Origin of the sequence: Lentzea nigeriaca (assembly GCF_016907955.1) — a bacterium.
GTDB lineage: Bacteria > Actinomycetota > Actinomycetes > Mycobacteriales > Pseudonocardiaceae > Lentzea > Lentzea nigeriaca.
In genome coordinates, this window is record NZ_JAFBCX010000004.1 from 230,515 (window position 1) to 250,745 (window position 20,231).

Sequence of the window (20,231 nt, forward strand, 5' to 3'; positions counted from 1 at the left end):
CGTGGTTGACATCCGGCAGAGCGCTGCCATGGTGATCTGAGGCAGACATCGGAGGTCTCATGAGGAAACCGTTCATCGTCGCCTTGCTCGCCTCACTGGTGCTGACGCCCGTCCCGGCGGCGTCCGCGGCGGAAGCCCCAGCTCCTGTCACTGTTCCCATCGGCCACCTCTTCGACAACGACGGCATCGACACGGCGTCGGACCGGACGGGCGACTTCGACGGTTCCGGCTACGCGTTCCCGGCGGAGGCACTGCCGTCCGGGCAGGTCACAGTCGACGGGGTGCCGTACGCCTTCCCGGGAAATTCACAGACGAAGAACAACAACGTGGTGGCGATGGGGCAGCGCGTCGACCTGCCTCGTGGTCACTACCTCACCGCCCACCTCCTCGTGGCGTCGTCGTACGGAGCGGCCGGCGGGACCGCGACCGTGCACTACGCGGACGGGTCCTCGACGACCGGTGCCGTGAGCGGGCCGGACTGGTACTCGGGCAGTGGTCCGATCTCCGCTCCGTTCCGGTACTCGCCCGGTGGCACCGACCAGCACCCCGTGTCGATCGGGACCGCGCAGGTCTGGGCGGATCCCCGGAAGGAGGCCGTCGGCGTCACGCTCCCCGTCACGAACCCCGCCGTCGAGGGCAAGTCCTCGCTGCACGTGTTCGCGCTTTCGGTGCAGCCCGCGGGCAAGGGCCAGGTGCTCGCGGTGCGCGGCGCGCGCAGCACGAACAAGCTGCCCCGGCTGGGCGGACAGACAGTCGAGGCGACCGTTGTGAACCTCGGTGACCAGTGGGTCTCGAACATCTGGGTGCGCGCCGAGGGACTCGGCCTCTCGACGCTGCAGCCGGCGTTGGTGAAGCGCCTCGCGCCCGGTGAGGAGGCTCGGGTGCGGATCGGCATCCACGCCTATCGGACCGGCACGTTCGACGGGAAGGTCGTCGCGGTCGCGGGTCACGTTTCCGCCGCGCAGAAGGCCAGGTTCACGCTGGGCGTGGCGGACTACCAGGCGACCGACGCGTCACTGGGCGCGCACGAGTCGCCGTACTGGTTCGACGACGCCAAGTTCGGGATCTTCGTCCACTGGGGCCTGTACTCGGTGCCCGCGTGGTCGCCGCCGGGCGAGCAGTACGCGGAGTGGTACTGGCAGTGGATGCAGGACCCGAACAACGCCGTGAACCCGTACCACGCGGCGACGTACGGGAAGGACTTCTCCTACGACCAGTTCATCCCGCGGTTCACCGCCTCGAAGTTCGACCCGCGGGAGTGGGTGCGGCTGTTCGAGGAGGCCGGCGCGAAGTACTACGTGCTGACCTCGAAGCACCACGAGGGCTTCGCGCTGTGGGACTCGAAGGTGTCCGGCCGCGACTCCGTCGACCTCGGTCCTCGTCGCGACCTGGTGAAGGAACTGTTCGACGCGTCGCGGAAGTACACACCGTCGTTGAAGAACGGGCTCTACTTCTCGATGCCCGAGTGGTTCAACCCGGACAACCCGTGGAGCGGCCACGGCCCGCGCAACCCGTGGACCGGCGCACCCGAGCCCTACACCGGCTACCAGGCCGGACGTGACTTCGTGCGCGACTACCAGGCGCCGCAGATGACCGAGCTCGTCGACGGGTACGACCCGGACGTCATCTGGTGCGACATCGGCGGTGCGAACGACTCGCGGCGGGTGCTGGCCGACTACTTCAACAGGGCCAAGAACCGGGCCGTGCCGAAGGACGTGACGGTCGACGACAGGTGCGGCATCCCGACCCACGACTACACGACGCCGGAGTACGCGACGTACCCGAACACGGTGGTGAAGAAGTGGGAGGCCTCGCGCGGCCTCGACCCGCGCTCGTACGGGTGGAACCGGGCGACGCCGGACTCGATGTACATGACCGCGGACGAGGTGATCGACACGTTGGTCGACACGACGTCCAAGAACGGCAACTTCCTGCTGGACATCGGCCCGCGGGCGGACGGATCGATCCCGGAGATCATGCAGCAGCGGCTGCGCGAGACAGGTGCCTGGCTGCGCACGAACGGCGAGTCGATCTACGGCACGACGTACTGGTCGCGGATGGCCCAGCAGGGTCCGCTGCGGTTCGCGATCAAGCCGAACGAGGCTTTCTACATCACTTCGTTGGTCCAGCCGGGGCCGCAGCTCGTGGTCGACGCTCCGGTGCCGCTCAAGGACGGCGACAAGATCACCCTGCTGGGACACGACAAGCCACTGAATTGGGCCCGATCGGGTGGAAAACTCGTGGTGGACGTGCCACCTGGGGCCGGTCAGCACGCCTGGGTCTTCAAAGTCGCTTTGTCCTAACAGAACAACCGCGGAGTGACGGATAGTGCGATCCGCACGGTGACATGACCTTCCGGCTGCCTCACATTGTGAGATGTCGGCCACCGAAACGGAGGAGTCATCGTGCGGATCGCAGTTCCTCGCGAGATCAAGAACCACGAGTACCGCGTCGCCCTCACGCCGGCCGGTGCCCACGAGCTGACCAGCCGCGGCCACGACGTGTTCGTCGAGCAGGGTGCCGGTCTGGGTTCCGCGATCACCGACGAGGAGTACCTCGCCGCGGGCGCCAAGATCCTCGCTTCGGCCGACGACGTCTGGGCCGAGGGCGACATGGTCCTCAAGGTCAAGGAGCCGATCGCCGAGGAGTACCCCCGCCTGCGCGCCGGCCAGACCCTCTTCACGTACCTGCACCTCGCCGCCGACAAGCCGCTGACCGAGGCGCTGCTCGCGTCCGGCACCACGGCCATCGCCTACGAGACCGTGCAGCTGCCGAACCGCGCGCTGCCGCTGCTCGCCCCGATGTCCGAGGTCGCGGGCCGGCTGGCCCCGCAGGTCGGCGCGTTCTCCCTGATGAAGCCCTCCGGCGGCCGCGGCGTCCTGCCCGGTGGCGTCCCCGGCGTCGCCCCGGCCCGCGTGGTCGTGATCGGCGGCGGTGTGGCCGGCCTCAACGCCGCCACCATCGCCGTCGGCATGGGCGCGGACGTGCAGATCCTCGACACCAACGTCGACCGCCTGCGCCAGATCGACGCCCAGTTCCAGGGTCGGCTGCGCACGCTGGCGTCCAACTCGTTCGCCATCGAGCAGGCCGTCCGCGAGGCCGACCTGGTGATCGGCGCCGTCCTCGTGCCGGGCGCCGCGGCCCCGAAGCTCGTCTCGAACGCGCTGGTCGCCGACATGAAGCCGGGCTCAGTGCTCGTCGACATCGCGATCGACCAGGGCGGCTGCTTCGAGGACTCCCGTCCCACCACGCACGCCGAGCCGACCTACGAGATCCACAACTCGGTCTTCTACTGCGTGGCGAACATGCCTGGCGCCGTGCCGCGCACCTCGACCTACGCGCTCACCAACGTGACGCTGCCCTACGCGGTCGCACTGGCCGACAAGGGCTGGGAGAAGGCGCTGAAGGACGACCGTTCGCTCGCCCTGGGCCTCAACGCCCACGCGGGTCAGCTGACCAACGGCCCGGTGGCCGAGGCGACCGGCCTCGTGCACACGCCGCTGGAGACCGTGGTCTGAGAGCCAACCGAATGATGGAGCCCCCGCACGCGATCACCGCTGCGGGGGTTTCGCTCATCTGAGGGCCGCGACGCGCGCCTTGATCCCGTCGATCACGCAGTCCAGCCCGAACTCGAACTGACCTTCCAGCGTCCACACCGCCGGATCGTTCAGCATCTCGACGTAGCGGGGGTGCTTCTCCCGGTACAGGTCGGCGATCTTCCCCAGGTCCGGTGGCGGCGAGTCCATCCCGCCGCGCGCGGTGAAGTTCGCTTCGGCGAGCGCGTATCCGGTGACGAAGCTCGACACCGTCGACACCGACTGCGCGGCCGCCGCCGTCGTCAGTCCCGCGCGCAGCATGGGTTCGAGCATCGAGTCCGCCATCGCCACCGCCTTCGGGCCGATGGTCGTGAACTCGCCGATGGCCCGCAGCCACCACGGATGCTTGAGCGCGAGATGACGCAGCGAGTGCATCATCTCGCGCAACGCGGGCTCCCAGTCGGCGTCGGGAGCCGGCAGCGGGAACTCGCCGTAGATCTCGTCGACGCAGAGCTCGATCAACGCGTCCTTGGTCGGCACGTGCCAGTAGAGCGACATGGGTGCGGCGCCGAGTGCGGCGGCGAGCTTGCGCATCGACAGCTTCGCCAGGCCGTGCTCGTCCAGCATCTCCATCGCCTTGCGGACGATCGCCTCCCGGCTCAGGCCGAGAGGCTGACCGCTGCCGGGCCTGGGTTTGCTGAACCACACGCTGTCCACAGGCCGATCCTAGGCACGCCGCAGCAGCACGCTGGCCACAACACCTCCCAGGAACACGGCGACCGCGCCGATCACGAGGCTCACGCTCATGCCGGACGAGAACGCGTCCCGCACGACCGTGATGTCCGCGCCGCTGTGCAGTGCTTCGCTCAACGACCTGCTCGGCACGTTGTCCGGCAGTGCGGCGGCGAACCTCGCCGACAGCAGCGCGCCCAGCACGGCGATGCCGAACGAGGAACCCAGCTCCGTCAACGTGCTCGACAGCCCGGACGCGATGCCCGCGCGCTCCGGCGGGATGGAACCCATCAGCGCGTTGACCGCAACCGGTTGCGCCACACCGACACCGACGCCGATGAGGATCAGTCCGGCCAGGGTCGGCGGGTAGGTCGTGCCGATCGACAGCAGCACCACGCCGCCCGCGACGATCGTCATGCCGAGCAGCATCGCCTTGCTGGCGCCCAGTTTCAGCACGAGCTGCCCCAGGGTGTTGCTGGTGACGAGCAACGCGATCGCCATCGGCGCCACGCGGATGCCCGCCTCCAGCGGGCTGTAGCCGAGCACGCCCTGAAGGTGTTGGGTCAGCAGGAAGAGCGAGCCCGCCATGCCGAACGCGGCCAGCACACCCGACGCCACCGCGCCGGTGAACCGCCGGTCAGCGAAGAAGCCGAGGTCGAGCATCGGCTCCGCGGTGTGCCGTTCCCACAAGGCGAACGCCGTCATGGTGACCAGACCGAGCGCCACGGGCACGCCGAACCGCACCGAGGCGAACCCGTGCTCAGGCACCTCGATCACCGCGTACACCAACGCGACCATGCCGATGATCGACAGGATCGAGCCGACGACGTCCGGCCTGCGCACGGCCGGGTCCCTGGACTCGGGCACCAACGCCGCGACGGCCAGGACCGCGAGGATCGCCACCGGCACGTTGATGAGGAACACCGATCCCCACCAGAAGTTCTTGATGAGCGCGCCACCGATCACCGGCCCGGCCGCGAAACCGAGGCTCGTGACCGCGGCCCAGATGCCGATCGCCTTCGGGCGTTCCTTCTCGTCGAACAACTGCATCAGCACGGCCAGCGTGCCGGGCATCAGCATCGCGGCGCCGACGCCCATGAACCCGCGGGCCGCGATCAAGGCCACCGCCGAGCCCGCGTAGGCCGCCACGGCGCTGCCCGCGCCGAAGAGCGCGAGACCGGCCAGCAACGCCTTCTTGCGGCCGAACCGGTCGCTCAGCGACCCGGTCGTGAGCAGCAGACCCGCCAGCGCGAGCGAGTAGGCGTTGATCATCCACTGGATGTCGGCGGTGCTCGCCCCGAGCCCCGTGGAGATCGACGGGATCGCCACGTTCAGCACGGTGTTGTCGAGCACCACGACCATCACGGACAGGCAGAGCACGCCGAGCACGGCCCAGCGCTGGGGGTGCGGGTGCACCCCGACCTTCTCGGTCGTCGAAGTCATCTCGTCCCCCTTACGGTGTACGAGGACCTTACAGCGTACGAGGCTGCGGCGCGCAACGTGTTTCCGCTCAGAGGCGAGGAAGGAATGGGTCCGGCGAACCGCGAGGGCGCCCAGCGCCCGAGCCTGCGGGGGTCTGGGGGTCGTCCCCGGAAGACACGACAGCCGACTCGGCCTGCGCAGTTTGCAGACACAAGTCGGCTGAGGATGTCCTGCCACGTAAAGGGCGGCCGCGCTCAACCAGCCTGGGGGTCACTGGGAGCGGGGCCGCCGTGACCAAATATAGCGGTAGCGACGGGGCTGCGCCCAGCACCCCCACCGAAACGCGACCCAAAAGTTTCCCCGACTGGACCACTGCCCGTGTTCGGCCCGTCCAGCAAACGAGTGAATTCCCCGCCCCGCGGTGCGGCAAGCAGGGCGGACGGCCGATGAAGACGGAGTCGGGTGTCCCTCGGAGGGAGATTCCATGGCTGAACCACAGGGATGGATCCACTGCCACGACCCGTTCGGTCGGGACAGATCGATGACCGTTCTGGTCGAGAACGACCGAGTTCTCCTGGTTACACCGCCGGGCGAGACCGCTGTGATGTCCGCCACCCAGACGCGGCGGCTGGGCTCTTTGCTCGACCAGGCCACGGCGAAGATGTGATGGACGAGGCCCTGCGAGACGCGGTGCTGCAACGGCTGGCACTGCTGGACAAGGTCGCCGAGCACGGCGAGTCCGACGCGCTGGTGCCACTGGCCCGCGCGGAGATCCACCGCCTGGCGGACGGCTGGCGTCTGCTGCTGACCGTGCACCAGCCGGACGAGGACGGCCGCTGCAAGGCGTGTCCCGGCTGGCTGCGGCGACGGCGGTGGCCGTGCCAGGTCTGGAACATGGCGCATCAACACCTCATCGGCGAGGGCCTGCCGCACCGGGAACGCCGCAAGCCGTTGCGCAATCCGTTCACCCGATCGGGCACGATCGAGATTCCCGAGGAAACACCGGTCGAGCTCACCACCGAACTGCCGCCGATCCTGAGCGATCTGCCGCCGGTGGTGCACCGCGCACCGGTCGTGTCGCGACCCAAGCACGCCTTGCCGGACTGACGTTTCAGGCAGGATGGGCCGCATGCATGACGGCAGCGGTCTCATCGCGGTCCAGAACCTGACCAAGAAGTTCGGTTCTGTCACGGCGGTGCAGAACCTGAGCTTCACCGTGTCACCTGGCAACGTGACGGGCTTCCTCGGCCCGAACGGTGCAGGCAAGACGACGACCCTGCGGATGTTGCTGGGTCTCGTGAAGCCGACGGGCGGCACGGCGACGATCAACGGACGACCGTTCCACCAGCTCGGCCAGCCCGGCCGCGTGGTGGGCGCGGTGCTGGAGGCGCAGGGGTTCCACCCCGCTCGCTCCGCCCGCAACCACCTGCGCGTGTACGCGGCTGCCATCGGCGTGCCGGACGCGCAAGCTGACCAGGTCCTCGGCCTGGTCGGCCTCGGCACCGCCGCCGATCGCAAGGTCGGCGGGTTCTCGCTCGGCATGAAGCAGAGACTGGCGCTCGCCACGGCGTTGCTCGGCGACCCGCAGGTGCTGGTGCTGGACGAACCCGCGAACGGCCTCGACCCCGAGGGCATCGCGTGGCTGCGCACGTTCCTGCAGTCGTACGCGCGCATGGGACGCACGGTGCTGATCTCCAGCCATCTGCTGGCGGAGGTCGAGCAGACCGTCGACCAGGTCGTGATCATCTCGCGCGGGCAGACGATGTTCTACGGGCCGTTGGAGCAGTTGCGGCAGCAGCAACAGAGGCGAGTACTCGTGCAGCCGTCGGACGTCAACGCGCTCGCGACGGCGTTGCACGCCGAGGGCGTGCAGACGATCGAACAGCTGGCGGACGGCAGGCTCGCCGTGTCCGGTGTGGACTCCAAGCACGTGGCCGACAGCGCGTTGCGGGCGGGCGTGTCGATCTACGGCATCCAGGAGGAGCAGGTCGACCTCGAGCGGCTGTTCTTCCAGCTCACCAGTGGCCAGTACGCCGGGTACGCGCCGGCGCAGAATCCGTACCAGCAGCAGGGTGGTTGGGCCTGATGGGCAACCTCGTACAGGCGGAGCTCCGCAAAACGACGACGACCGGGCTGTGGTGGGGTCTGCTGATCCCCACCGTGGTGCTGGCGCTCGGCTGGGGGCTCGCGACCGGCCTGTTCGGGAAGTTCTTCGTGGACTTCGCGTCGAGCAGCGACCTCGAGGAGGTGTCGGACTTCCTCGGCGTCACGCCGGACCACTGGAAGGTCACGCTCTTCGGCATCGCGCGGGCGATCAACATCTCGACGATCTTCCCGATGGTCTTCGGTGCGATGGCGATCTCCGGTGAGATCAACCGGCGGACGATCACGACGACGTTCCTGACCGCGCCGTCGCGTATGCACGCGATGCTGGCGAAGATGCTGGTCTACGTGCTGTGGGGCGCGATCTACGGCCTCGCGATCATGCTGTTCGTCGGCATCGGCGTGGTGCTCACCAGCAACTCCGGGCAGCTGCCGGACGCCGGTGGCTGGGCGATGCTGGCGCTGGCCTGCGTGCTGTCGTCGATCCTGATGACGATGTTCGGTGTCGGCGTGGGCGCGCTGATCCCGAACGTGGCGGGGACGATCGTGTTGCTGCTGCTGTACTTCCTGGTGATCGAGAACGTGCTGCACTTCGTGCTCGTGTACCTCGAGGTGCCGACGGTGATCGGGTTCCTGCCGAACGGGTCGATCAACGGGCTCACCGGGTCGGTCGCGGTCGACCTCTTCCTGTCGACGGCGGGTGTGGTGCCGCCGGAGGTCGAGGACGTGCTGCGGGCGATCGCGGGTGCCGGCGGAGCGCTCGACTGGTGGTGGTCGGGCCTCGTGTTCCTGGGCTGGGCCGGGATCGTGTTCGCGGGCGGCTGGGCGGTCACCCAGTCCAAGGACATCACCTGACCTGCGGTTCCTGAAGATCACCTTCATTGTCAGACCCCGTCCGTAGGCTTGGCTGCGTGACGAAGGGCTGGATCCGCCGACTGACCGCCGCCTGCTGGCAGCACCCCCGGCTGGTGGTGCTGTCGGTGCTGGCCGCGGTCGTCGGCGTTGGCCTGCAGGCGGCGGGTCCGTTGCTGCTCAAGACCGCGGTCGACGACTCGACGGCGGGCCGCACCGACCGCCTGTGGGCGTTGATGGTGGCGTTGATCGTGCTGGAGCTGCTCACGTTCGGGTCGGCGTTCCTGCGCCGCTATCTGGGCGGGCGGCTCGCGCTGGGCGTGCAGCACGACCTGCGGCTCGGCGTGTTCTCCGCGGTGCAGCGGCTCGACGGCGCGAAGCAGGACGAGCTGCGGACCGGGCAGATCGTGTCCCGGTCGATCACCGACCTGCAGCTGGTGCAGTCGCTGCTGATGATGGCGCCGCTGGCCGTCGGCACGGTGGTGTTCGCCCTCGCGGCTCTGGCCGCGATGCTCTACCTGTCGGTGCCGCTGACGATCATCGCGATCATCGTGCTGCCGCTGGTGGCGTGGCTCGCGGGGCGGACGCGGCTGACGTTGTTCCCCGCCACCTGGTCCGCGCAGCAGCGGGCGGCCGATCTCGCGCAGCACGTCGAGGAGACCGTCACCGGTGTCCGCGTGGTGAAGGGCTTCGGTCAGGAAGCGCGCGAGGTGGCGCGGCTGGAGAAGCACGCCCGCGCGCTGTTCGCGGAACGGATGCGCGCCGCTCGCCTGTCGTCGCGGCCGCTCGCGACCGTCACCGCGCTGCCGTTGCTCGGCCAGGTCGGCGTGCTGGCTCTCGGCGGCTGGCTCGCGTTGCACGGTCAGGTCACGCTGGGCACGTTCCTCGCGTTCACGACGTACGTGGCCAATCTCGTGGGCCCGACCAGGATCCTGTCCGGCCTGGTGGTGTCCGCGCAGCTGGCGCGCGCCGGGGTGGAGCGGGTCTACGAGCTGATCGACTCGCAGCCGGACGTGAAGGACGGGCCCGGCGAGGTTCCTGACGGCCCGCTCGGGATCTCGTTCTCGGACGTGACGTTCGGCTACACCCGCAGCGAACCGGTGCTGCAGGACTTCTCGATCTCCGTGGCACCGGGCGAGACGCTGGCGCTGGTCGGCACAGCGGGTTCCGGCAAGTCCACGGTCTCCCTGCTGCTCCCCCGTTTCTACGACGTGCACTCCGGCGCCGTGCGGGTGGGCGGCGCCGATGTCCGCACACTCCGCCTGGAGTCGTTGCGCGGCGCCGTCGGCGTCGTCTTCGAGGAGGCCTTCCTCTTCTCCGACACGGTGTTCGCGAACATCGCCTACGGTCGGCCGGACGCGTCCCGCGAGGAAGTCGAACGTGCCGCCAAAGCCGCGGAGGCCCACGACTTCATCGAGGCCCTGCCGCTCGGCTACGACACGGTGGTCGGTGAGCGCGGCCTGACCCTCTCCGGTGGCCAGCGCCAACGCGTGGCCCTGGCCCGCGCCCTTCTGTCCGACCCGCGCGTGCTGCTCCTCGACGACGCGACGTCCGCTGTCGACAACGCGACCGAAGCCGCGATCCACGCCACGCTCGCCTCGGTGACGGCCAACCGCACCACCCTCCTGGTGGCCCACCGCCGCTCGACCCTGTCCCTGGCCGACCGGATCGCGGTGCTCGACGCGGGCCGGGTGGTCGACATCGGCACTCACGAGGAACTGTCGTCCCGCTGCGCCCTGTACCGCGATCTGCTGGCGGGCCCGGACGAGGCGATCGAGTCCACCGCCCCGGTGACGACGGGCGAGCTGTGGCCATCGCTGTCGCAGGACGACCGCGATCAACGCCTGATCGACGAGGCCAGAACGACGGCACCCGCGGCCTCCGGCCGAAGAGGAGGCGGTGGTGGCGGTATGTCCGCTCTGGCAGGCGGCCCGCCGACTCCGGAGCTCCTGGCTCAGGTCCGCGCGCTGCCACCGGCCACCGAAACCCCGGTCCTGCACGGCGAAGACCCGCGCGCGCCCGACCCCGGCTTCCGCCTGGCACGCCTGCTCCGCCCGGTCCGCTGGGCACTGGCCGCGGTGGCCGCCTTGGTCGTGCTCGACGCGTTGGTGGGCATGGGCCTGCCCGCCCTGGTCCGCCTGGGCGTGGACGGCGGCGTGGTGACGGGCACCGAATCCACGCTGTGGCAGGCGGTCGCCCTGGGCGTGGGCCTGGTGGTGGTCGGCTGGCTGACCACGACGGGCAGCACGGTGTTCGCCGCCCGCCTCGGCGAACGCCTCCTCTACCTGCTCCGCGTCCGCAGCTACGCCCACCTGCAACGGCTGGGCCTCGACTACTACGAGCGCGAGATGGCCGGCCGCATCATGACGAGGATGACGACGGACGTCGACGCCCTCTCGACGTTCCTGCAGACCGGCCTGGTCACGGCGGTGATCAGCCTGATCACGGTGGTCGGCATCACCGCGGCCCTGGTGATCACCGACGCGTCCCTGGCCCTGATCGCGTTAGCGGTGCTCCCGATCCTGGCCGTGGCGACGGCGATCTTCCAGCGCCTGTCCTCCACCGCCTACGCCGAAGCCCGCGAACGCGTGAGCGCCGTCAACGCCGACCTCCAGGAAAACGTCTCGGGCCTGCGCGTCTCCCAGGCCTACACCCGCGAACGCCACTCGGCGGAAGCCTTCGCCGAACGCAGCGACGCCTACCGCCAGTCCCGGCTGCGAGCCCAGCGCTACATCGCCACCTACTTCCCGTTCGTGGCTCTCCTCTCCGGCGTGGCCCAGGCGGTGGTCCTGGCCGTGGGCGCCCACCGGGTCGCCACCGGCACACTGACCCCAGGCGTCCTGCTCGCGTTCCTGCTGTACCTGGGCCTGTTCTTCAACCCGATCCAGCAACTCTCGGGAGTCTTCGACGGCTACCAGCAGGCCCGCGTGGGCCTGCGCCGAATCGGCGACCTCCTGCGCACCCCGACCACGGTCGAACCCCCTGCGACGCCGATCCCGGTCCCACCCCGCCTGCGCGGCGAGGTGGAACTCCGCAACGTCTCCTTCACCTACGCCGGCGCCGACCACCCGGCGCTGGACAACGTGTCCCTCCACGTCGCCCCAGGCGAAACCATCGCCCTGGTCGGCGAAACGGGCGCGGGCAAGTCCACTCTGGTCAAACTGATCGCCCGCTTCTACGACGCCACCTCGGGCGAAGTCCTGATCGACGGCGAGGACGTCCGCACCTACGACCTCTCGACCTACCGCCAACGCCTGGGCGTGGTCCCGCAGGAGGCCCACCTCTTCGGCGGCGACGTGGCCGAGAACGTCGCCTACGGCCGCCCCACCGCCACGCAGCAGGAAATCCAGCAGGCGGTGGAAGCCGTCGGCGCCCTCCCGATGGTCGCCACCCTCCCCCAGGGCTTCCGTCAACCGGTGGGCGAACGCGGCAACCACCTCTCCGCGGGCCAACGCCAACTGCTGGCCCTGGCCCGCGCCGAGCTCGTGAACCCGGACCTCCTGCTGCTGGACGAGGCCACCGCTGCCCTCGACCCGGCAACCGAATCCGCGGTCCTGGCCGCCAGCGACCACATGTCCGGCGCCCGCACCACCTTCGTGGTGGCCCACCGCCTGGCCACCGCGGCCAGAGCCGACCGAATCGTCGTCCTGGCCAACGGCCGCATCGTCGAACAGGGCACCCACACGGACCTCTTAGCCGCCAACGGCGCCTACGCCCGCTTATGGCGCCACGGCGCCCCAGAAGCCGCCTGACCGGACCCGCTCCCCCGCATCGCACCAAGGCGGCGGTGTCGAACCGGCACACAACGGCACCGGCAGCACGGCGGAACGACCATCCTGAAGGCGGCGCCACTCGCGCACGGGAACGAAGGGCATCCGAATCAACGGTCGCGCGGCCCGGAACCACCGTCACGGCGTTCGTCCGCCACCGGATCTCCCCGCCTCCCTGCGCCAGACCGCCTCTGACAGCGCGTCTGTCAACCAGGACAGCGGACATCGCCGTCAGAGCGCAGGCCCCCGTGGCCCGCACCAGAGCGGCGATGTCGAACTGGCACAAGGGCACCAGCAGCGGTCACGGCAGCCCACCCTCCACGGGGACATCGCCCGCCGGATAACCCGCTCCGAGGCCCCACACCAGGAACACCCGCCCCCACGCCCACCCGTGACGTACAAACCAACTTCCGAGGCCAGCCGGGCCGGGTCATCCCGTGATCGACTACCCGGCGCACCTCGACCGCCTTCCGCGGTCGGCCGAGTACGTCGTGAAGCCCAAAGTCAGTGCCGACTTCATGGCCTGGAGTTCGTCACCCGAGACGAACTCGAAAACGAAAGCCGCCGGGATCGACTCATCCAGCCCAAGATCGATTTCCGGGTACGAGGTTCAACTTCGTGGACCACGACTTCCAGTACGCCCCGCACGCACCGGAGCAGGGAGGAGTTCGTGAAAACCACGACCAGTTCGATTGAAAGTTCACTCACCTGAACTCGCACAACCCACCTGAACAAGATCGGCCCGGCGTGATCGAGTGGATCAATCGGCGAGGTGTCGTTGTTGTACCTATCGTGAACTGATCGGTGCGCTCAGTGCGTATGCCCGTCCAACAGGTCGACCACCATTGCCCGAAAGGAGGCGGACGTAGTGAGACGCACATCAAGAACTGCTCAACTGCGGGTGACGACGGGCTCGTCCTGATCGATCCTGTGACCGAGCACTCCTTGCCAGGCGCCTCCAGCGTGTGAAGGCCCGGGCCAGGGGGACTAGCCTGACTACCGCATGAGTCAACACCAAGAGCGAGATGGATAGAGGCGAGCGCCAGCCGTGTCCAGCAGCAGTCCTGCGTCACAATTCGGGCCGAACGAGTGGCTCGTCGAGGAGATGTACGAGCAGTTCCTCGCGGACCCGTCATCCGTAGACCCGGCATGGCATGACTTCTTTGCCGACTACAAGCGTGCGGGCGGCAACGGCACCGTCGCCACGGCCAGCGCGGGTGGCTCCACGGCCACCACGACCGCGACCGTGACGCCGCCTGCCGCCGACAACGGCAAGGCCACGCCCGCCGCGCCCAAGTCGGCCGCACAGCCCAAGCCCGCGGCCACGCTGCCGCAGACCGGCAAGCCCGCGCCGCAGCAGGCAGCGAAGGCCAAGCCGGTCACGCAGAGCGCGGAGCCCGAGCAGAAGCAGCTGCGCGGCGCCGCCGCCGCGATCGCGAAGAACATGGAGCTCTCGCTCACCGTTCCGACCGCGACCAGCGTGCGCGCCGTGCCCGCCAAGCTGCTGGCCGACAACCGCATCGTCATCAACAACCACCTGAAGCGGACGCGTGGCGGGAAGGTCTCCTTCACGCACGTCATCGGTTACGCGGTGGTGCGGGCGCTGCAGGCGTTCCCGAACATGAACCGGCACTACGCCGAGGTCGACGGCAAGCCGTTCGTCGTCACGCCGGAGCACGTGAACTTCGGTCTGGCGATCGACCTGCCCGGCAAGGACGGCTCGCGCAGCCTCGTCGTGGCCTCGATCAAGGGCTGCGAGAACATGACGTTCACGCAGTTCTGGCAGGCCTACGAGGACCTGATCCGCAAGGCCCGCAGCGGCTCGCTGACGTCCGACGACTTCTCCGGCACCACGATCTCGCTGACCAACCCCGGCACGATCGGCACGAACCACTCGGTTCCGCGCCTCACCGCCGGTCAGGGCGCGATCATCGGTGTCGGCGCCATGGAGTACCCCGCGCACTTCCAGGGCACCAGCGAGCAGGCGCTCACCGACATGGGCGTCAGCAAGATCATCACGCTGACCAGCACGTACGACCACCGCATCATCCAGGGCGCTGAGTCGGGCGAGTTCCTCAAGCGCGTGCACCAGCTGCTGCTGGGCGAGGACGGCTTCTACGACGACATCTTCGCGTCGCTGCGGCTGCCCTACGAGCCGATCCGATGGGTCGCCGACATCCCCGAGGGCGCCGTCGACAAGACCGCCCGCGTGATCGAGCTGATCGACGCGTTCCGCACCCGCGGTCACCTGATGGCGGACACGGACCCGCTGAACTACCGCCAGCGCAGCCACGCGGACCTCGACGTCCTGAGCCACGGCCTCACGCTGTGGGACCTGGACCGCGAGTTCCCCGTCGGCGGCTTCGCCGGCAAGGAGCGGATGAAGCTCCGCGACATCCTGGGCGTGCTGCGCAACTCGTACTGCCGCACCGTCGGCGTCGAGTACATGCACATCCTGGAGCCGGAAGAGCGGCAGTGGATCCAGGAGCGCGTCGAGGTTCCGCACGAGAAGCCCCCGGCCACCGTGCAGAAGTACATCCTCAGCAAGCTGAACGCGGCTGAGGCGTTCGAGACGTTCCTGCAGACGAAGTACGTCGGCCAGAAGCGCTTCTCGCTGGAGGGCGGCGAGACCGTCATCCCGCTGCTCGACGCGGTGCTCGACAAGGCCGCCGAGCACGAGCTCGACGAGGTCGTCATCGGCATGCCGCACCGCGGCCGCCTGAACGTGCTCGCGAACATCGTCGGCAAGCCGATCTCGCAGATCTTCCGCGAGTTCGAGGGCAACCTCGACCCCGGCCAGGCGCACGGCTCCGGCGACGTGAAGTACCACCTCGGCGCCGAGGGCAAGTACTTCCGGATGTTCGGCGACGGCGAGACCAAGGTGTCGCTGACGGCGAACCCGTCGCACCTGGAGGCCGTCGACCCGGTGCTCGAGGGCATCGTGCGCGCCAAGCAGGACCTGATCGACCGCGGCGGCGACTTCTTCCCCGTCCTGCCGGTCGCCCTGCACGGTGACGCGGCCTTCGCGGGCCAGGGTGTCGTGGCCGAGACGCTGAACCTCGCGCTGGTGCGCGGCTACCGCACCGGTGGCACGGTCCACATCGTCGTCAACAACCAGGTCGGCTTCACCACCGCGCCGGAGCACTCGCGGTCCTCGAAGTACTCGACCGACGTCGCGAAGATGATCGGCTCGCCGGTCTTCCACGTGAACGGTGACGACCCCGAGGCCTGCTACTGGGTCGCGAAGCTGGCCGTCGACTACCGCCAGGCGTTCCACAAGGACGTCGTGATCGACATGGTCTGCTACCGCCGCCGCGGCCACAACGAGGGCGACGACCCCTCGATGACGCAGCCGGCGATGTACGACGTGATCGACCAGAAGCGCTCGGTCCGCAAGACCTACACCGAGGCCCTGATCGGCCGCGGCGACATCACGGTCGAAGAGGCCGAGAAGGCGCTGCAGGACTTCTCCAGCCAGCTGGAGCACGTCTTCAACGAGGTCCGCGAGCTCGAGAAGCACCCGGTGACGGTCAGCCCGTCGGTGGAGGCCGAGCAGCAGGTCCCGGCGAAGCTGCCGACCGGCATCACCCGTGAGGTGCTGGAGCACATCGCCGACGCCCACGTGAACCTGCCGGAGGGCTTCACGCCGCACGCCCGCGTCAAGCCGGTGCTGGAGCGCCGCGCGAAGATGGCGCGCGAGGGCGGCATCGACTGGGCGTTCGCGGAGCTCCTCGCGTTCGGCTCGCTCGCGCTGGAGGGCCGCAAGATCCGCCTGGCCGGCCAGGACTCGCGCCGCGGCACGTTCGTGCAGCGCCACGCGACCCTGATCGACCGCAAGACCGGCGAGGAGTACACGCCGCTGCAGAACCTGTCGCCGGACCAGGGCAAGTTCATGGTCTACGACTCGGTGCTGTCGGAGTTCGCCGCGCTCGGCTTCGAGTACGGCTACTCGGTCGCGAACCCGCAGGCGCTGGTGCTGTGGGAGGCGCAGTTCGGTGACTTCGTCAACGGCGCGCAGCCGATCATCGACGAGTTCATCTCGTCCGGTGAGGCCAAGTGGGGTCAGCGTTCCGACGTCGTGATCCTGCTGCCGCACGGCCACGAGGGCCAGGGCCCCGACCACACGTCGGGCCGCATCGAGCGCTGGCTGCAGCTGTGCGCCGAGGGCTCCATGACCGTCGCGGTGCCGTCGACCCCGGCGAACTACTTCCACCTGCTGCGCCGCCACGCCCTCGACGGCGTCGACCGCCCGCTCGTGGTGTTCACGCCGAAGTCGATGCTGCGCCTCAAGGCCGCGGTGTCCGGGACCGACGAGTTCATCAACGACCGCTTCCAGTCCGTGATCGACGACCCGACGATCAAGGACCCGAACGCGGTCACGAAGGTCCTGCTGTGCAGCGGCAAGATCTCCTACGAGCTGCACGCCGAGCGCGAGAAGCGCGGCACCGGCGACGTGGCGATCGTGCGCGTCGAGCAGCTCTACCCGGTCCCGGCCCGCAAGCTGACCGAGACCCTGGAGCGCTACCCGAACGCGAAGGACGTCCGCTGGGTGCAGGAGGAGCCGGCGAACCAGGGCGCCTGGCCGTTCTACGGCCTGGCCCTGCCGGAGCTGCTGCCCGAGCACCTCGGCACCGTCCGCCGCGTGTCGCGCCGCCCGATGGCCGCCCCGTCGGCCGGTTCGAGCAAGGTGCACGAGGTCGAGCAGCGCGAGATCATCACCCGCGCGTTCGAGTGATCACCGTTTGACGCGAACGAGCCGCCGGGCCCTCGTGGTCCGGCGGCTCGTTTCTTGAGTTCTCACAGGAGTTTCTGCCATGTACTTCACCGATCGCGGTATCGAGGAGCTGGAGCAGCGTCGCGGCGACGAGGAGGTCACCCTCGCGTGGCTCGCCGACAAGCTCCGCGCGTTCGTCGACGCCAACCCCGACTTCGAGACGGCCATCGAGCGCCTCGCCACCTACCTGGCGCGCGACGACGAGGACGACTTCGAGGACTGATCGCGATCGGGTCGAATACCGTCACGGCCCGCACGCACTGCGCGATGATCGAGGCATGGGCAAGATCCTCGGTCTGCTGGGCGCCGCACTCGTTCCGCCGGGACTGGCGTTCACGTTCCTGCAGGAGTGGGCGAAGGCTCATCCGGTGGCAGCGCTCGTCCTGCTCGCGGGCTACGAAGCCGTCGTCTGGGCCAGCGCTTTCGTCGGCAGGATCATGGGCGGGGTCGCCGACGAGCTGGGCAAGCGCTGGCAACCGAGGCTGACCGACCGGATCGACCAGTCTCTGCGCCAACGGTTCTCGCGGTTCTCCAAGCGGTATCGCGAGTCGGTGCTGAGCGGTCTGCGGTTCATCGATCTGAAGGGCCTCGCCACGATCGGCTTCTACACGCCGGACCTGGACGAGGTGTTCGTCGACGTCAGCCTCGTCTTCCGCGCGCCGAACCAGGTGCGAGGCGACGTGCTGGCCCAGGCGCCTGAGGACGTCGACGAACGCCACTCCATCTGGAACCTGCTCGACCAGCAACGGCCGGTGGTGCTCGCGGTCGTCGGCGCGCCGGGCAGCGGCAAGACCACCCTGCTGCGCTACACCGCACGCCGCATGTGCCGGTCCCGCCGCGGCCGTCGCCGCACCGTGCCGGTCCTGCTCTACCTGCGTGATCACGTCACGGCGATCACCGCCGACCCGACGGTCGCGCTGCCGGAGCTGATCGCCACGCCCCTCGTTCCGCACGGCCTCGACGCACCACCCGGCTGGTTCGAGCGGCGGCTCTCCGACGGCGATTGCGTCGTACTGCTCGACGGTCTGGACGAAGTGGCGTCCCAGGAAGACCGCACGCGGGTGGCGACGTGGGTCGCCAGCCAGACGAAACGCTATCCGCACAACGACTTCGTCGTCACGTCACGCCCGCACGGCTACCAGACCGCACGGGTGGACGGCGCGACCGTGCTCCAGGTCCGCAGTTTCACCGACGCGCAGGTCGGCCAGTTCATCCACGGCTGGTACCTGGCGATCGAGCAGCGCAGCACCGGCTCGGCCGACGAGGACGTGCGCAGGCGGGCCGCGGAATCGGCCGAGGACCTGTTGCAACGCCTGGAACACACACCCGCGCTGCACGACCTGACGATCAACCCGTTGCTGCTCACGATGATCGCCAACGTGCACAGGTTCCGCGGTGCGCTGCCCGGCATCCGGGCCGACCTGTACGGCGAGATCTGCCAGGTGTTGTTGTGGCGCAGGCATGACGCGAAGGGCCTCATGTCAGAGCTGAACGGCGACCAGAAGGCGGTTCTGCTGCGCGGTCTCGCCTACGCGATGATGCGGCGCCGAGTCCGCGACCTGCCGCGCGACGAGATGCTCGTGGAGTTGCGCCCGGCACTGCGCCGGATGTCGAGGACGATCTCGGAGGAGGACTTCCTGGCCGAGGCCGGATCGAACGGGCTGCTGCTGGAACGCGAGAGCAACCTGTACTCGTTCGCGCACCTGACCTTCCAGGAGTACCTGGCCGCCGAGCACATCAGGGAGAAGGGTCTCGGCGACGTGCTCACCAAGACCGTCGAGGACGTCTGGTGGCGTGAGACGACGCTGCTGTACGTCGCCCGCTCCGACGCCGACGCGATCGTCGAGGCCTGCACGGCCTCGGGCAGCGTCGCCGCGCTCTCACTCGCCTTCGACTGCGCGGAACAATCCACTGAGCTGGCCCCGGAACTGCGCGCGAAACTCGACGACCTGCTCAGCCAGACGCTCGACGCCGACGTCCCGGACGCGGTGCGCAGGTTGATGACCGGAGTCCAGCTCACACGTCACCTCCGGCACGCGGTGGTGCGCACGGGCAACGGCACCCGGATGTGCACCCAGCCGATCACGCCGGACATCTATCGCCGTTTCCTCGCGGACACCGGACGCGAGGACCAGTGGCTGGGCGCGCTTCCGTCGTTCACCAACTGGGTCAACGAGATCACCAACACCGAGGCGCGGTATCGGGTGCCGACATACGACGAGGTGCGGCACCCGGTCGTGTGCCGTGCGTTGAAGGGGCGCAGCGCCTGGTACTCGAGTGCGGCCGTGGGTGTGCAAATGCGTCTGTGGACACCGGACGGTGCTGAAAGCCCGCACACGATCACCTTGGCGACCATCCGCGAACACGTGCTCACCGACCTCACCAAGACGACACCGCTCATCGTGCGGACACTGCTCCTCTACGCGCTCAACGCCTCCTTCCACGAACGAGCGCGCGACGTCGTCCCCGTCCTCGCACGTGCGATGGCGCTCGATCGCGCCCTGCCATCGACGTTGACCTCGGCCGGCGATGATCTGTCCCGCAGGATCACCGCCGCCATCGAGGGCATGCCGGACCACCCGATCTTCCGGTTCATGCCCGCCCAGAGGGACAACTTCTGGCTGCACACCCTCGATCCGGTCCTTGGCCGCGGCCTGCACGCCGCCGCCAAAGCGGCGAGCAGCGGTCGCTCGGGTGACACGGTGACCAGCTTCGCGGACGGCCTGCTCGCCGAATCACGTGCTGTGGGGGACACCGTGGAACCGTTCGCCATGGCACCTCCCGATCGCCCGCAACCCGTCGGCAGCGACACCAGCTGGCAGAGGCTCTGGGGAACACCGGCCAAGCGGCTGACGGACGACCTGCGCCCCCACTTCGCGCTGGAGAAGGCCCTCACCCCGGAACTCGCCACGGAGTTCAGGCTGGCGGCACTGTGCCATGCGGCCGAGTTCGGCACGAAGGACTACCGGGCGCTGGCGGCGAAGATCACCTTCCTGGAACGGCACGGCCAGGACGAGGCGCTCGTCCTGGCCGTCACATGAG

The 20,231-nt window shown here is 69.0% G+C and carries 12 protein-coding genes; 10 read left to right on the forward strand and 2 right to left on the reverse strand.

Annotated elements, in window-relative coordinates; translation table 11 throughout:
• The first annotated feature begins 59 nt into the window (after positions 1–59).
• Positions 60–2,303 (forward strand): alpha-L-fucosidase, encoded by a 2,244-nt coding sequence (locus JOD27_RS15520; protein WP_204762956.1) that lies wholly within the window; start codon positions 60–62, stop codon positions 2,301–2,303.
• 102 nt (positions 2,304–2,405) lie between these two features.
• Positions 2,406–3,518: an alanine dehydrogenase gene (gene ald, locus JOD27_RS15525; protein ID WP_204762957.1), complete on the forward strand. Its 1,113-nt coding sequence runs from the start codon at positions 2,406–2,408 to the stop codon at positions 3,516–3,518.
• Between the two features lie 54 nt (positions 3,519–3,572).
• On the opposite strand, the gene JOD27_RS15530 is transcribed toward ald, so the two are convergent.
• The gene (locus JOD27_RS15530) at positions 3,573–4,253 is read right to left on the reverse strand and encodes a TetR/AcrR family transcriptional regulator (RefSeq protein WP_204762958.1); all 681 of its coding nucleotides are present in this window, start codon (positions 4,251–4,253) and stop codon (positions 3,573–3,575) included.
• Between the two features lie 9 nt (positions 4,254–4,262).
• Positions 4,263–5,711, reverse strand: coding sequence for an MFS transporter (locus JOD27_RS15535; protein WP_204762959.1), 1,449 nt, complete (start codon positions 5,709–5,711; stop codon positions 4,263–4,265).
• Between the two features lie 463 nt (positions 5,712–6,174).
• On the opposite strand from JOD27_RS15535, the gene JOD27_RS15540 reads away from it, so the two are divergent.
• The 8 genes from JOD27_RS15540 to JOD27_RS15575 all read left to right on the forward strand — a co-directional run bounded on the left by JOD27_RS15540 (position 6,175) and on the right by JOD27_RS15575 (position 20,230).
• A complete protein-coding gene (locus tag JOD27_RS15540; RefSeq protein WP_045312139.1) occupies positions 6,175–6,357 on the forward strand; it encodes a hypothetical protein in 183 nt (60 codons plus the stop codon).
• Positions 6,357–6,797 (forward strand): hypothetical protein, encoded by a 441-nt coding sequence (locus JOD27_RS15545; protein WP_239567161.1) that lies wholly within the window; start codon positions 6,357–6,359, stop codon positions 6,795–6,797. Before JOD27_RS15540 ends, JOD27_RS15545 begins: the two co-directional genes overlap by 1 nt.
• A 22-nt stretch (positions 6,798–6,819) precedes the next feature.
• On the forward strand, positions 6,820–7,776 hold the full coding sequence (locus JOD27_RS15550; RefSeq protein WP_204762960.1) for an ABC transporter ATP-binding protein: 957 nt from the start codon (positions 6,820–6,822) through the stop codon (positions 7,774–7,776).
• On the forward strand, positions 7,776–8,648 hold the full coding sequence (locus JOD27_RS15555; RefSeq protein ID WP_204762961.1) for a hypothetical protein: 873 nt from the start codon (positions 7,776–7,778) through the stop codon (positions 8,646–8,648). Before JOD27_RS15550 ends, JOD27_RS15555 begins: the two co-directional genes overlap by 1 nt.
• Before the next feature lie 56 nt (positions 8,649–8,704).
• Positions 8,705–12,397, forward strand: a complete 3,693-nt coding sequence (locus tag JOD27_RS15560) for an ABC transporter ATP-binding protein (RefSeq protein ID WP_307830142.1) — start codon at positions 8,705–8,707, stop codon at positions 12,395–12,397.
• Positions 12,398–13,463: 1,066 nt separating this feature from the next.
• Positions 13,464–17,150 (forward strand): multifunctional oxoglutarate decarboxylase/oxoglutarate dehydrogenase thiamine pyrophosphate-binding subunit/dihydrolipoyllysine-residue succinyltransferase subunit, encoded by a 3,687-nt coding sequence (locus tag JOD27_RS15565; RefSeq protein ID WP_204762963.1) that lies wholly within the window; start codon positions 13,464–13,466, stop codon positions 17,148–17,150.
• A 79-nt stretch (positions 17,151–17,229) separates the two neighbouring features.
• On the forward strand, positions 17,230–17,412 hold the full coding sequence (locus tag JOD27_RS15570) for a DUF6104 family protein (RefSeq protein WP_204762964.1): 183 nt from the start codon (positions 17,230–17,232) through the stop codon (positions 17,410–17,412).
• Between the two features lie 55 nt (positions 17,413–17,467).
• The gene (locus tag JOD27_RS15575; protein WP_204762965.1) at positions 17,468–20,230 is read left to right on the forward strand and encodes an NACHT domain-containing protein; all 2,763 of its coding nucleotides are present in this window, start codon (positions 17,468–17,470) and stop codon (positions 20,228–20,230) included.
• The last annotated feature ends 1 nt before the right edge of the window (position 20,231 follow it).

Coding starts and splice junctions, on each gene's coding strand:
- JOD27_RS15540 (WP_045312139.1), top strand. CDS start 6,175: ATGGCTGAACCACAGGGATGGATCCACTGCCACGACCCGTTCGGTCGG.
- JOD27_RS15535 (WP_204762959.1), bottom strand. CDS start 5,711: ATGACTTCGACGACCGAGAAGGTCGGGGTGCACCCGCACCCCCAGCGC.
- JOD27_RS15545 (WP_239567161.1), top strand. CDS start 6,357: ATGGACGAGGCCCTGCGAGACGCGGTGCTGCAACGGCTGGCACTGCTG.
- JOD27_RS15570 (WP_204762964.1), top strand. CDS start 17,230: ATGTACTTCACCGATCGCGGTATCGAGGAGCTGGAGCAGCGTCGCGGC.
- JOD27_RS15550 (WP_204762960.1), top strand. CDS start 6,820: ATGCATGACGGCAGCGGTCTCATCGCGGTCCAGAACCTGACCAAGAAG.
- JOD27_RS15520 (WP_204762956.1), top strand. CDS start 60: ATGAGGAAACCGTTCATCGTCGCCTTGCTCGCCTCACTGGTGCTGACG.
- JOD27_RS15575 (WP_204762965.1), top strand. CDS start 17,468: ATGGGCAAGATCCTCGGTCTGCTGGGCGCCGCACTCGTTCCGCCGGGA.
- JOD27_RS15555 (WP_204762961.1), top strand. CDS start 7,776: ATGGGCAACCTCGTACAGGCGGAGCTCCGCAAAACGACGACGACCGGG.